The 12,591-nt window shown below is 54.4% G+C and carries 12 protein-coding genes; 8 read left to right on the top strand and 4 right to left on the bottom strand.

Translation table 11 applies throughout. From position 1 onward, the window contains the following. The first annotated feature begins 206 nt into the window (after positions 1–206). Positions 207–1,649 (top strand): glutamate decarboxylase, encoded by a 1,443-nt coding sequence (locus B5G10_RS08570; RefSeq protein ID WP_087424324.1) that lies wholly within the window; start codon positions 207–209, stop codon positions 1,647–1,649. 6 nt (positions 1,650–1,655) lie between these two features. Continuing rightward, the gene (gene glsA / locus B5G10_RS08565) at positions 1,656–2,621 is read left to right on the top strand and encodes a glutaminase A (RefSeq protein WP_087424323.1); all 966 of its coding nucleotides are present in this window, start codon (positions 1,656–1,658) and stop codon (positions 2,619–2,621) included. Between the two features lie 106 nt (positions 2,622–2,727). Here the strand turns inward: glsA and B5G10_RS08560 are convergent, their stop codons facing one another. After that, a complete protein-coding gene (locus B5G10_RS08560; protein ID WP_087424322.1) occupies positions 2,728–3,429 on the bottom strand; it encodes a potassium channel family protein in 702 nt (233 codons plus the stop codon). A 106-nt stretch (positions 3,430–3,535) separates the two neighbouring features. On the opposite strand from B5G10_RS08560, the gene gadC reads away from it, so the two are divergent. Next, positions 3,536–5,080 carry a putative glutamine/gamma-aminobutyrate antiporter GadC gene (gadC, locus tag B5G10_RS08555; protein WP_241147743.1) on the top strand — a complete coding sequence of 515 codons (1,545 nt, stop codon included), beginning with the start codon at positions 3,536–3,538 and terminating at the stop codon, positions 5,078–5,080. A gap of 262 nt (positions 5,081–5,342) precedes the next feature. Further along, on the top strand, positions 5,343–6,503 hold the full coding sequence (locus B5G10_RS08545; RefSeq protein WP_087424320.1) for a hypothetical protein: 1,161 nt from the start codon (positions 5,343–5,345) through the stop codon (positions 6,501–6,503). A gap of 140 nt (positions 6,504–6,643) precedes the next feature. Here the strand turns inward: B5G10_RS08545 and proS are convergent, their stop codons facing one another. The 3 genes from proS to B5G10_RS08530 all read right to left on the bottom strand — a co-directional run bounded on the left by proS (position 6,644) and on the right by B5G10_RS08530 (position 9,452). After that, a complete protein-coding gene (gene proS / locus B5G10_RS08540; protein ID WP_087424319.1) occupies positions 6,644–8,125 on the bottom strand; it encodes a proline--tRNA ligase in 1,482 nt (493 codons plus the stop codon). Positions 8,126–8,424: 299 nt separating this feature from the next. Beyond that, positions 8,425–9,123: an OmpA family protein gene (locus B5G10_RS08535; protein WP_087424318.1), complete on the bottom strand. Its 699-nt coding sequence runs from the start codon at positions 9,121–9,123 to the stop codon at positions 8,425–8,427. Between the two features lie 11 nt (positions 9,124–9,134). Then, positions 9,135–9,452 (bottom strand): hypothetical protein, encoded by a 318-nt coding sequence (locus tag B5G10_RS08530; RefSeq protein WP_087424317.1) that lies wholly within the window; start codon positions 9,450–9,452, stop codon positions 9,135–9,137. Between the two features lie 178 nt (positions 9,453–9,630). On the opposite strand from B5G10_RS08530, the gene B5G10_RS08525 reads away from it, so the two are divergent. The 4 genes from B5G10_RS08525 to B5G10_RS08510 are packed head-to-tail and all read left to right on the top strand — an operon-like array spanning position 9,631 to position 12,575. Further along, a complete protein-coding gene (locus B5G10_RS08525) occupies positions 9,631–10,479 on the top strand; it encodes an ABC transporter ATP-binding protein (protein WP_087424316.1) in 849 nt (282 codons plus the stop codon). Between the two features lie 7 nt (positions 10,480–10,486). Next, complete coding sequence (locus B5G10_RS08520; protein ID WP_087424315.1) at positions 10,487–11,359, top strand: hypothetical protein; 873 nt, start codon at positions 10,487–10,489, stop codon at positions 11,357–11,359. A gap of 2 nt (positions 11,360–11,361) precedes the next feature. After that, positions 11,362–11,754 carry a GntR family transcriptional regulator gene (locus B5G10_RS08515; RefSeq protein ID WP_087424314.1) on the top strand — a complete coding sequence of 131 codons (393 nt, stop codon included), beginning with the start codon at positions 11,362–11,364 and terminating at the stop codon, positions 11,752–11,754. Then, the gene (locus B5G10_RS08510; protein WP_087424313.1) at positions 11,751–12,575 is read left to right on the top strand and encodes a hypothetical protein; all 825 of its coding nucleotides are present in this window, start codon (positions 11,751–11,753) and stop codon (positions 12,573–12,575) included. Before B5G10_RS08515 ends, B5G10_RS08510 begins: the two co-directional genes overlap by 4 nt. Positions 12,576–12,591 lie beyond the last annotated feature (16 nt).

Below are 12,591 nucleotides of genomic sequence, written 5' to 3'. Positions count from 1 at the left end.
CCGGCATCCCTGCCGACACGTTTACAGGTGGAAAACAATCTACACCACCGAATGTTTAACTCGCCCGTCCTTAACAAGTGCCAAATTGTGCAGGAATAACCCAACGCACCAAACTTTCACCCCACCGGGACTGTTGTGACACCAAGAAGCCGCACTCCCGCGGGGAGCCCCGGTTTCGTAGGTCTAATTCATAAAAACTTTATACAATGAAAGATTTTAGTTTAAGAGAAGGAGATGCCAAAACGAGCATCTTCGGGTCTGACGAAATGTTGAAACCCTCACCCGTAGAGCGCATACCCGATGCGCCAACCACCCCCGAAATCGCCTACCAAATGGTCAAAGACGAGACTTTTGCACAGACGCAACCCCGCCTGAATCTCGCCACTTTTGTCACCACCTATATGGACAAGTATGCGACCAAACTGATGAACGAGGCCATCAACATCAACTATATCGACGAGACGGAGTATCCCCGCATCGCCGTCATGAACGCCAAGTGTATCAACATCATGGCCAATCTGTGGAACTCGCCCGAAGAGGCCAAATGGAAAAGCGGCGCCGTGGCCATAGGTTCGTCGGAGGCCTGTATGCTGGGTGGCGTGGCCGCCTGGTTGCGCTGGCGCAAGAAACGTCAGGCTCAAGGCAAGCCTACCGACAAGCCCAACTTTGTCATCTCCTCGGCCTACCAGATCGTGTGGGAGAAGTTTGCCCAACTGTGGCAAATCGAGCTGCGCGAGGTACCGCTCACCCTCTACAAGCCCACCCTCGACCCGGTCGAAGCGCTCAAGATGTGCGACGAGAATACCATCTGCATCGTCCCCATCGAGGGGGTTACCTGGACCGGCCTGAACGACGACGTGGAACGCCTCGACCACCTGCTCGACGAGTATAACAAAAAGACGGGCTACGACATCCCCATTCACGTCGATGCCGCTTCGGGCGGATTCATCCTGCCCTTCCTCGAACCGCACAAGAAGTGGGACTTCCGGCTGAAGTGGGTACTCTCCATCAGTACCTCGGGCCACAAGTTCGGACTGGTTTATCCCGGCCTGGGCTGGGTCGTATGGCGCGACAAGAAATACCTGCCCGACGACATGTCGTTCAGCGTCAACTACCTGGGAGCCGATATCACTCAAGTGGGGCTCAACTTCTCACGTCCGGCCGCCCAGATTCTGGGTCAGTACTACCAGTTCATCCGGTTGGGATTCCAGGGCTACAAGGCCATCCAGTATAACAGCATGCAGATAACCCAATACCTGCACGACGAGATTGGCAAAATGAAACCTTTTGTCAACTACAGCGACCGGGTAGAAAACCCGCTCTTCATCTGGTACATGCACCCCGACTATGCCAAGAATGCCAAATGGACCCTCTATGACCTGCAGGACCGTCTGCGTCAGAGTGGCTGGATGGTGCCCGCCTACTCGCTGCCCAAGAGTGTCGAGAACTATGTGGTCATGCGCATCGTCGTGCGCCAGGGCTTCAGCCGCGACATGGCCGACATGTTGCTGAAGGATATAGGCGACGCCGTAGCCGACCTCGAGAAGCTCGAGTATCCTACGCCCACCCGCATCGCCCAGGAGAAGAATATCGAGGTAGAGAGCACCATGTTCACCCACACGGGATTCCGTCGCAAATCTAAAAAATAGAAGCGTATGAAAAAGACCATTTCGATTGCTCAAATCGAGCAGACCTTGCACGAGGCTCACGACCTCTACCGCAACAACCACGACGGCAAGAATGCCGACTACATCCCCTATCTAGCCGGCATCGACAGCCAGCTGTTCGGGATAAGCGTGTGCCTCACCGACGGACACCTCATCGAGGTGGGCGACACCCGGTATAAGTTTGGCATCGAGTCGGTATCGAAGGTACACACCGCCATCCTGGTCTTGCGCCAATACGGAGCCGACAAACTGCTGTCGATGATCGGTGCCGATGCCACAGGCCTGCCCTTCAACTCGATTGTCGCCATCCTGCTGGAGAACGACCACCCCTCCACCCCGCTGGTCAATGCCGGTGCCATCGCTGCGTGCAGCATGGTGCAGCCGGTGGGCGACGCTCAAAAAAAGTGGGAGGCCATTGTCGAGAACATCACCCTGCTCTCGGGCAGCGCTCCCGAACTGATTGAAGAGCTGTACAAATCGGAGTCGGAAACCAACTTCAACAACCGCTCCATCGCCTGGCTGTTGAAGAACTACAACCGCATCTACGACGACCCCGACCTCTCGCTCGACCTCTACACCCGGCAGTGCTCGCTGGGTATCACCGCCGAGCAGCTGTCGGTGTGCGGGGCCACCATCGCCAACAAGGGAGTCAATCCCAAAACGGGACAGACCATCTTCGACGCCTCGCTGGCGCCCAAGATTACCTCGCTCATCTCGACCGTAGGTTTCTATGAGCGCACGGGCGACTGGCTTTACACATCGGGCATCCCGGCCAAGTCGGGTGTAGGAGGCGGTATCATGGGTGTGCTGCCGGGCGTGATGGGCATCTCGGCCTTTGCCCCACCTATCGATGCGGCCGGCAACTCGGTCAAAGCCCAACTGGCCATCCGATATGTCATGAACAAACTGGGGTTGTCGGTATTCAGCGGCGACTCGGTAACGGTAACCGCTTAACAATCGGTCCCCATCCTATACGACAAGAGCCGGGAGATTGCTCCCGGCTCTTGCCTTTTTTATCGCCCCGACACAGAAACAGCCATCGGCTCCACCCGAAGGCAGGTCACGAGTTCGATTTGCGCTGAGCGGTCTGCTGCACCAGATTGGTCACATAGACGGTAAAGATGGGAAACATCATCATACCCAATGCCGCCAGCACCACCGACAGAATTTTGCCTGTAGCCGTGACGGCATAGATATTCGACCCCACGGTGGTTACATCCATAAAAGCCCACCACAGGGCATCGGTATAGTGCACCACCAGCGGGTTCACATCGTGCTCGAGTACAAAAAAGAGCAGACTCGAAAAATAGACCGTGGCCAACAGCATGGTGAGATACGACACCAGCAGACTCGACGCCCGGTTGCGGGTGAACCACCCCACCACGATGGCCAGGGCATAGCCGCTGCGCACCAACGGGATGAATCGCAGGAAGTACCCGGCCTGCGGCGAAAAATCGATATGCATATAGTTGATGATGTTGAGATAGGGAATCGACACGAGGAAGAAGACAAAGTGACTCTTCAGGTAGCGCCACTTGTGGGGAGCCAAGACCAGTTCGAGCAGGAAGTCAAACATGAAGAGGGTACACACCCACAACTGGATGGTCATGTAGTTGCCCTGATTAAGGAACGAGAGATTGCGAAACGTATTGACCGAAATGGTGATGACAAGAAATACCGACAGCAGCAGAATGGCGATATGCAGAGCGCCATAGACTTTCGATTCATATTGCCGCCAGCCTTGAGATAGAGCTTTTTCCATTTTTCTTTCTTTATAAATTCATGCCGGTAAAACAACAAGCGCCCGATGTTTGTTTATCTGCATGAATGTGGCTGCTCCCACGCGATTAACTTAATTCAAAACGTATATGGCAAACATCGGGAAATCTGTAAAACTGGGCGTATTTACGCTCGCCATCATGAATGTAACGGCGGTCGTCTCCCTCAGGGGACTGCCGGCCGAGGCCGAGTATGGGGTAAGTTCGGCCTTCTATTATCTATTTGCGGCCCTGGTATTCCTCATCCCCACGGCCCTGGTAGCCGCCGAACTGGCCGCCATGTTTCAGGACAAGCAGGGCGGTGTGTTCCGCTGGGTAGGCGAAGCCTTCGGCAAAAAGGCCGGCTTCCTGGCCATTTGGCTGCAATGGATCGAGAGTACCATCTGGTATCCCACGGTACTGACCTTCGGCGCCGTGGCCATCGCCTTTATCGGCATGGACCACACGGGCGACATGCTGCTGGCTTCGAACCGCTTCTACACCCTGGCCGTGGTCTTGTTTATCTACTGGCTGGCCACCTTCATCTCGTTGAAAGGGCTCGATTGGGTAGGCAAGGTGGCCAAGATAGGCGGTCTGGTGGGAACCATCATCCCGGCGGGCCTGCTGGTCGTCCTGGCCATCGTCTATCTGGCTATGGGTGGAAAGTCGCAAATGGACTTCTCGGGAAGCTTCCTGCCCGACTTCTCCAACTTCGACAACCTCGTGCTGGCAGCCAGTATCTTCCTCTTCTACGCCGGTATGGAGATGGGCGGTATCCATGTGAAGGATATCAACAACCCCTCGAAAAACTACCCCAAGGCGGTATTCATCGGCTCGGCCATCACGGTACTCATCTTTGTACTGGGCACCTTTGCCCTGGGTATCATCATCCCGCAGAAGGATATCAACCTCACCCAGAGCCTGCTGGTGGGATTTGACAACTACTTCAACTTTATCAAGGCCTCGTGGCTTTCGCCGGTGATTGCCATCGCTCTCGCCTTCGGTGTACTGGCCGGTGTGCTCACCTGGGTGGCCGGTCCCTCAAAAGGTATCTTTGCCGTGGGACGCGCCGGATATCTGCCCCCCTTCTTCCAAAAGACCAACAAGATAGGGGTACAGAAAAACATCCTCTACCTGCAAGGAGCTGCCGTCACACTGTTGAGCCTGCTCTTTGTGGTCATGCCCTCGGTACAAAGTTTCTACCAAATCATGTCGCAACTCACGGTCGTGCTCTACCTCATCATGTACATGCTCATGTTCTCGGCCGCTATTTATTTGCGATACAACATGAAGAAGAGCAACCGCCCCTTCCGCATCGGCGGCAAAGGCAACTGCATGATGTGGTTTATCGGCGGGCTCGGATTTTTGGGCTCCCTGCTGGCCTTCGTACTGAGTTTCATCCCGCCCAGCCAGATATCGGTGGGCAGCAATGCCGTGTGGTTCTCGGTACTTATCATCGGCACCCTCGTCGTGGTGATTGCCCCCTTCATCATCTACGCCTCGCGCAAACCCAGTTGGGCCAACAAGGATAGCCAGTTCGAACCCTTCCACTGGGAAGAGTCTCCCACCCAGGTACAACCGGCCAAGCCCCAGGCTACGCAACCGACGCCCAGCAAGAGCTCGGGTCCGAAAGACTCTACCTCCTCCCAATCATAATCGACCCAACTCTCCAAATCGAGAAAGGCCGATACCCGTCATGGGTATCGGCCTTTCTCGGTTCATGCCGTTATCCCAACCGCATCGTTGCTTCGTCCAACCCTTCACGACATGGGTATTCGGCCCCGACTTTTGTACGCAAACAGCTCCTCCACCGGGAATATCACTCAAAAGCCGCCGTTTCCCTTTGTCCATCCAGCAATTTGGCTTATCTTTGAAGTGTGACCGGGAGGGCCAATCAGCCTCCCCAAACGACAAGAGCATGAATATACGCCTCCTCCTCATAATTCTGGTTGCTCTATTTTGTATCTTCCCGTGTATGTCCCTGCCGTGGTACATCGGAAAAACAGCTCTGCGACAGAGTGAATTTCAAGACGGGATACTGACCGACTGCAACCTTTGTGCCGACAGCGGCGCGGTAAATGTTGTCTCGACCGGAATCGCTCCGGGCGAAGGTGCCCGTCCGGCCATTACCCTCGATGTGGCCAACCAACACAACCGGTCTGGCAAACGATATGCCGTGTATCGCACCGACTCCTCCGGGAAAACCTCACGAGCCGGATATGTGAAGAAACCGGTGTGGGGAGTGGTATGGGGATATCGCGACCGGCAAAACTACCACGCCTTACTGCTACGGGCCGGCGACGACGACTTCTACGGATACCAGACGCCCGAACTGCAATATACCCTCTTCACCGTAGCCCGAGGCGACACGACATTTCACGTTCGATGGAGGCGGGTAAGCTCAACCGCGATTCACCCCGAGACCGGCTATAACCGCCTGCACATCGTCCCGGCCCGGGGCGGATTCGATATTTTCCTGGGCCGGGAACGGGAGTGCCGCCTGGGGTTCTGCCACGACGACCGCCTCTTCGGCGACCAGGCGGGCATTTATGTGGGCCGAGGCGCCTGTGTGAAGATGAAAAACTGGTCGATCTCCCCGCACGAATATCTCGAAAATCAGATTCTCTGGACGGCCGAGGAGTTGAACGAGCACCTGCGTCACAGCGTCAACCCCATCGAGGGTACCTATGAATTTCTGCAAGCCTCATCGACCAACTACAATATTCGCCTGGGCGGGAATTACCACCTGGCCATGGTGACCAACGGGAACGGCTATCTGCTCATCTACGAGAGCGGCGCACAACGGTTGTCCGACCAATGGCAAACGGGCATGGTAAAGGCAGCGCTTCGTCCCACGGGCCTATCCAACCTCTTCAATGTCATCTGGTATGATGCCGAACACAAGCCCATAGACGAAGGGGTAAAGGCCATCCTCGCCGAGAACGGGGTGCTCACCATACACTTCACCCGCGAAGGAGTGACACTCGAGTGGAACCGGGCTGCGCCTCGGAAAGACGGGGAGCGATACCGACCTCAAAATTTGCAACACCCCGTCCAACACACCCCTATCGCTCTGTAACCACACCCGCGCATACCCGTCCATGAGGGTGGCTCTGCGTCGGACCAAACCGACCCGCTTCTCTGAAGGAGACCAAACAAAAGAGGGCGGTATCGAATGATTCGATACCGCCCCCGATATAAGTCGTTTCGCTTACGCCATCAATAGGAACGGGCAAAGAGCACACGGCGAGCCGACGGCTTGCCGGTAACCATGCACACGCCCGGCGTGGTATCGCCATCGAACGGGATACAGCGAATCGTAGCCTTGGTCTCCTCCTTGATGCGCTCCTCGGTCTCGGTCGTGCCGTCCCAGTGAGCCAGGATAAAGCCACCCTCTTCGATCTTCTCTTTGAACTCGTCGTAGGTATCGACCGTAATCGTGTGCTCCTGGCGGAACTTGAGGGCCTTCTGGAAGATATTGGCCTGAATCTCGTCGAGCAAACCTTTCACTACCTGCTCGATGTTATCGACGGGAATCGTCTCTTTCTCGAGCGTATCGCGACGCATGATTTCGACGGTACCGTTCTCGAGATCGCGGGCTCCCATGACCAGACGCACGGGTACTCCCTTCAGCTCGTAATCGGCAAACTTGAAGCCCGGACGTTTGTTGTCGGCGTTGTCATATTTCACCGAGATACCCAGGGCACGCAACTTGCCGGCAATCTCGTCGGCCTTCACGTCGATGGCGTGCAACTGCTCGGCATTCTTGTAGATAGGAATAATCACCACTTGGATGGGGGCCAACTTGGGCGGCAACACCAGACCGTTGTCGTCACTGTGGGTCATGATGAGGGCACCCATCAAGCGGGTAGATACTCCCCACGAGGTAGCCCACACATACTCGAGCTCGTTGTTCTTGTTGATGAATTGCACATCGAAAGCCTTGGCGAAGTTCTGTCCCAGGAAGTGCGACGTGCCCGATTGCAAGGCCTTTCCGTCCTGCATCATGGCCTCGATGGTATAGGTATCGAGAGCACCGGCAAAACGCTCGTTGGCCGATTTCACTCCCTTGATTACCGGCACGGCCATGAAGTTCTCGGCAAAGTCGGCATAGACCTCGAGCATGCGGCGAGCTTCGGCCTCGGCCTCCTCGCGGGTAGCGTGGGCCGTGTGCCCCTCTTGCCACAAGAACTCGGCCGTACGCAGGAAGAGGCGGGTGCGCATCTCCCAGCGGAATACGTTGGCCCACTGGTTGCAGAGGATGGGCAGGTCGCGGTAGGAGTGAATCCAGTTTTTATAGGTGTTCCAGATAATGGTCTCGGAGGTAGGACGAATAATAAGCTCCTCCTCGAGTTTGGCAGCCGGATCGACCACTACGCCCGTGCCGTCGGGGTTGGTTTTCAACCGGTAGTGAGTCACCACGGCACACTCTTTGGCAAAGCCTTCGACGTGCTCGGCCTCACGGCTTAAAAACGATTTCGGAATCAGCAGCGGGAAGTAGGCATTCACATGCCCCGTTGCTTTGAACATATCGTCGAGCTGACGTTGCATCTTTTCCCAAATTGCATATCCATAGGGCTTGATTACCATACAGCCCCGCACGGCCGACTGTTCTGCCAGGTCGGCTTTTACCACCAAGTCGTTGTACCATTGCGAATAGTTATCGGCACGCTTGGTCAATTCTTTCAACTCTTTTGCCATTATTTATGCGGTTTTTATTATTGACATGAAAACAGTAGTCCCCTGCCCGATGCAAAGGATTTGCAAAGATAGTGAAAGGTGAGCGGAGAGTCAAAAGAAAAACAGAGTTTTTCGGGTTTTGACTATTCCGGGGCGCCTCCTGGCTTATCCAATAACAGTAAAAAATAGGTGTAAAGAGGAGCAGGCCGGTTCGAGTCACAAGGGCGTAGTCACCTCACCTCTCCCCCCCTGAATAGGACAAAAGAGCAACCGAGTCCACCCGTTTGCCGAGCCAACTCCCGGGTCATGCCCGCTCGCGACTATCGCTTGTCGAGTTGCCCCCGACGGGCCATGTCGATCATCTTCTCGCCTGGTATCAGATAGATGTCGAGCCTGCGGTTCTTGGCACGCCCCTCCATGGTTTCGTTCGAAGCGATGGGAGCAAAGGCGCCGGCCTCATACACAACCATATAGTCGGTATTTCCCCCATTACGGGCAAACCAGTCGCGCACGGCCTGTACCCGAGCCCGGGTGAGGTCGAGGCAGTACGACTCGGAACCGGTATTGTCGCTATGCATGACCAGCATCACATGGTAGTAGTCGGGGATGCGCAAATCGACCAGGAAGGGACGCAGAAAGATATCGGCCTTTTCGCTCAACACCGTGTCGTTGGGCAAGAAGAGATTCGAAGCCGACAACGTGGCCTTGATCACCTCGTAGTCGCGTATCAACTTCAAATCGGTGAGACGGGCCCGTTGCAGGCGGCGCATTTCGCGCGACTGCGCTGTGCGTATCTTGCGGGCATCCTTGTCAATCTCGGGTATCGAAATATTCTCGTCGAGAGTCAGTTTCGTCAGGTCGGTGTGCTCGACAACGACCTCCTCGCTCGGTTTCTCTTTCGGCGAGAACCACGACGATATCGTGTTGCCCGCTTTCTGGAAAATATTCTGCGAGGCTACCTCGGCGGGGAGAAGTGCCGCTACACCCAGCAGTATGGCAAATCCTGTTTTTCTGTTCATCACACCCCTCCTCAGAAAACACCCAGCGACTCTTCATAATCCAACTCGCCCCGTACCAGGAACGGCATATCCTCGTCGTCGATCTTCATGCCGTCTTTGTGGGCACACTTGCGGGCATAGTCGATGATATCGTCCTCGTCGAGCTCTACCTCGTCGCCGGCATCTTCGTTGAAGAGGCCCTTTTGCTCGTAGTAGTCATATACCACATCGGTAATATAGACAATATCGTCGTGGCTGTATTTCTCTTTCAATTCCTGGGGCAATACATTCAATATATATTTTACGGCGTCGTCTTCGTCGTAGGTAAACAAATCCTCATTCTCACTCATAACTTTCTTTTTTTGGGAGTTTATTGATTGGGTAAAAGTACAAATCCTAACTGGCTTTTGCAAATCGACTGAAAAAAAATAAGTTTTTTTGTTGCTATTTTAAAATCATTGCTTACATTTGCAGTGTACTATTAAACTAATACACAAAAACAGTAAAACAATTCTAATCCGAGATATTATGTTACAGATTGAGAATCTTGAATTTAGTTACCACAAAAAGAAGACCCCCATCTTCAACGGCATAAGCCTGACGATACAACCGGGTTCGGTTTACGGCCTGCTGGGTAAAAACGGAATCGGTAAATCGACCCTGCTCTATATGATGTGCGGACTGATGTTTCCCCACAAGGGCCACGTCACGCTCGACGGCGTGGAGGTGCGGCACCGCTATCCCGAGACACTCGAGAAGATATTCCTCGTGCCCGAGGAGTTTGACCTCCCCGCGATCTCGGTCGATGCCTATGTGCGCCGCAACAGCGTCTTCTATCCCCACTTCGACCGCGAGCAGTTCGACCGATACCTGGCCGACTTCGAACTGGAGAATGTCAAGAACCTGGCCAAGACTTCGATGGGTCAGAAAAAGAAATATCTGGTGAGCTTCGCCCTGGCCACCAACACCCCGCTGCTGCTCATGGACGAGCCTACCAACGGCATGGACATCCCCTCGAAGAGCCAGTTCCGCAAGGTTATTGCCTCGGGTATGAACGAGCAGAAGAGCATTGTCATCTCGACTCACCAGGTGCGCGACCTCGAAAACATGATCGACCGCATCGACATTCTCGAGGGCGGTCGCCTGCTGCTCGACCGCGACACGGCCGACATCACCTCGCACCTGCGATTCGTCAAGGGGGCCAGCGAAGCCGACGTCGAGGGGGCGCTCTACTCGGTCTCGACCATTGCTGGATACAGTGCCATCCTGCCCAACCCCACGGGCGAGGAGTCGCCGCTCGACATCGAGATGCTCTTCAACTACGCCATCGAAAAACCGGCGGAGATCGAACGTATATTTGCCAACCCTGTAAAATGAACCAATCATGAACGAATATGATATAACCCCCAACGCACAAGAGGCAACCGCCTCGGTAGCCGCACGCCCGACGGCCTCCAACTTATTCAACTTGAAACGTTTCGGCCGCTACTGCTCCAAGCAGATACACGAGTGGAAACGGGGACTCTTGCTCCAGTTCTTCTCGCTGGCCGGCATCTACACCCTCTTGATGTTTCTCTTCCACTCGACCGACGAAAAGGGACTGACTCCCTCCATCGCCTCGACCGGGATACAAATTATTATCTGGCTCGGCTTTTTTGTCTATATCGCCAAGAGCGCCTCGAGCCTGGCCGACCAGATAGGCCGCCGCTCCAAACGGGTGCTCTACCTGGTGGTGCCCGCCTCGACCGCCGAGAAGTATATCGCCCACCTGCTGTGGACCATCGTGCTCTACCCTATCCTCTTCTTCGCAGCCATCCTGGTGGCCCAGTATGTCTCGGAGGTAGCCTCGTCGATGATACGCGGCGAAGCCTTCAACCCGGGCACGCCGCTGCAAGGCTTGCTCACCTTCTGGAACAACAACATGTACAGCACCTCGTTCCTGGTGAACTACACGATCAACATTATCGTTACCTTCACGCTGGGAGCTACGCTGTGGCAGAAAAACAGTTTTCTCAAGACCATTGCTGCCTGCTTTCTGCTGGGCATCATCGTCATCGTATTCTATACCACCCTGCTGGATAAAGAGGAATTGGAGTCGTTGTTTACCTTTCTGGTCGTAGGGAACTACTTAGACAGCTTCAACAACAACGACCTCGTGTGGATACTCAATGGCATCAGCGCCGTAGAATATCTGCTGTTCGGATACATCGGCTACATGCGCATGAAAGAACTCGAAATAAACGAAACCAAACGATAAGTATGCAATTCAAAGAGAACCAGACCATCTACCTGCAAATCGCCGAACGCATCAGCGACGAGATACTGCTGGGCCACTATGCCATTGGGGCCCGCATACCCTCGGTGCGCGAATACGCGGCCCTCGTGGAGGTAAACGCCAACACGGTGATGCGTTCCTATGAATTTTTGCAGACTCAGGGTATCATCTTCAACAAACGGGGAATCGGCTTCTTTGTCTCGCCCGATGCCAAACACAAAATCAAAGAGTATCGGCGAAACGAATTCCTCAAGACCGAACTGCCTCGCTTCTTCATGCAGCTTTATACCCTGCACATCCCCATGGACGAAATTGACTCCATGTACCGGGAATTTATCAATAACCTCACGTCAAACCCCTCAAACCAAGAATCATGAAACGCTCGACCATAGTCCTGTTAATCGTTCTGGCCGTGATGATATTCACTCCCATCATCGCCATCAAAATCATCAGCAACCTCTCGCCCGAAACGAAATTGAAGAGTCTGAAAGAGTTGCTGGATTATAATGAAAATTACAACGCCCCCGTGCGTTACCTCGTTATCGACGATACCGACAACGACTCGGTATATTCCTGCATCTTCATCTCGACCCGCGACAAGAAAGATTCCCGGCAGGGTATCGTCTTCGCCAACGGCGAAAACTACACGGGCGACACCCTGCATATCACCGACCAGTGGCTGGAACAGCCGGCGGCCGATGACTCCAACGACTCGATACCTCAGTCGTGGTTTGGCAAACAGACTCTCGACTACGACCACAACACCCGACTCATCGTCGAGAACCACAACCCCAACGTCACGCTCTATTTCTCGGAGGGCAACTTCGATAAACTCATCGTCCAATCGCAAGGCGACGTGGTCGTGCGGGAATCGAACGTGGGTATGCTCGTCATGCAGGACAGCATAGGCCACAGTGGAACCACCTGCCAGCAATGCAATATCGGCACACTATTTGCATACCTCAACAATACATGTTCGTTGAGCCTCTCGAACAACAACATAGGCACCGCCTTCCTCCCCAAGGCGCTCAATACCCTGGCGCTCGAGGGCAACAACATCGGGGTGACCGGATCTACCGATCTCATAGAGTTCAACCTGTCGAAGTCGATTGGTAACGACAGTATCGACACCGTGAGTTTCGGCATCGGCGTGAAATACTCCTCCGACGACAAAGCCGACAAAAAAGAGAAAAAATAAGAACAGACCAACCAAT

Origin of the sequence: Barnesiella sp. An55 (genome assembly GCF_002161555.1) — a bacterium.
Lineage (GTDB): Bacteria > Bacteroidota > Bacteroidia > Bacteroidales > Barnesiellaceae > Barnesiella > Barnesiella merdipullorum.
Note: the sequence above shows the minus strand (reverse complement) of the source record. Positions and strands in the feature narration are given on the sequence as shown.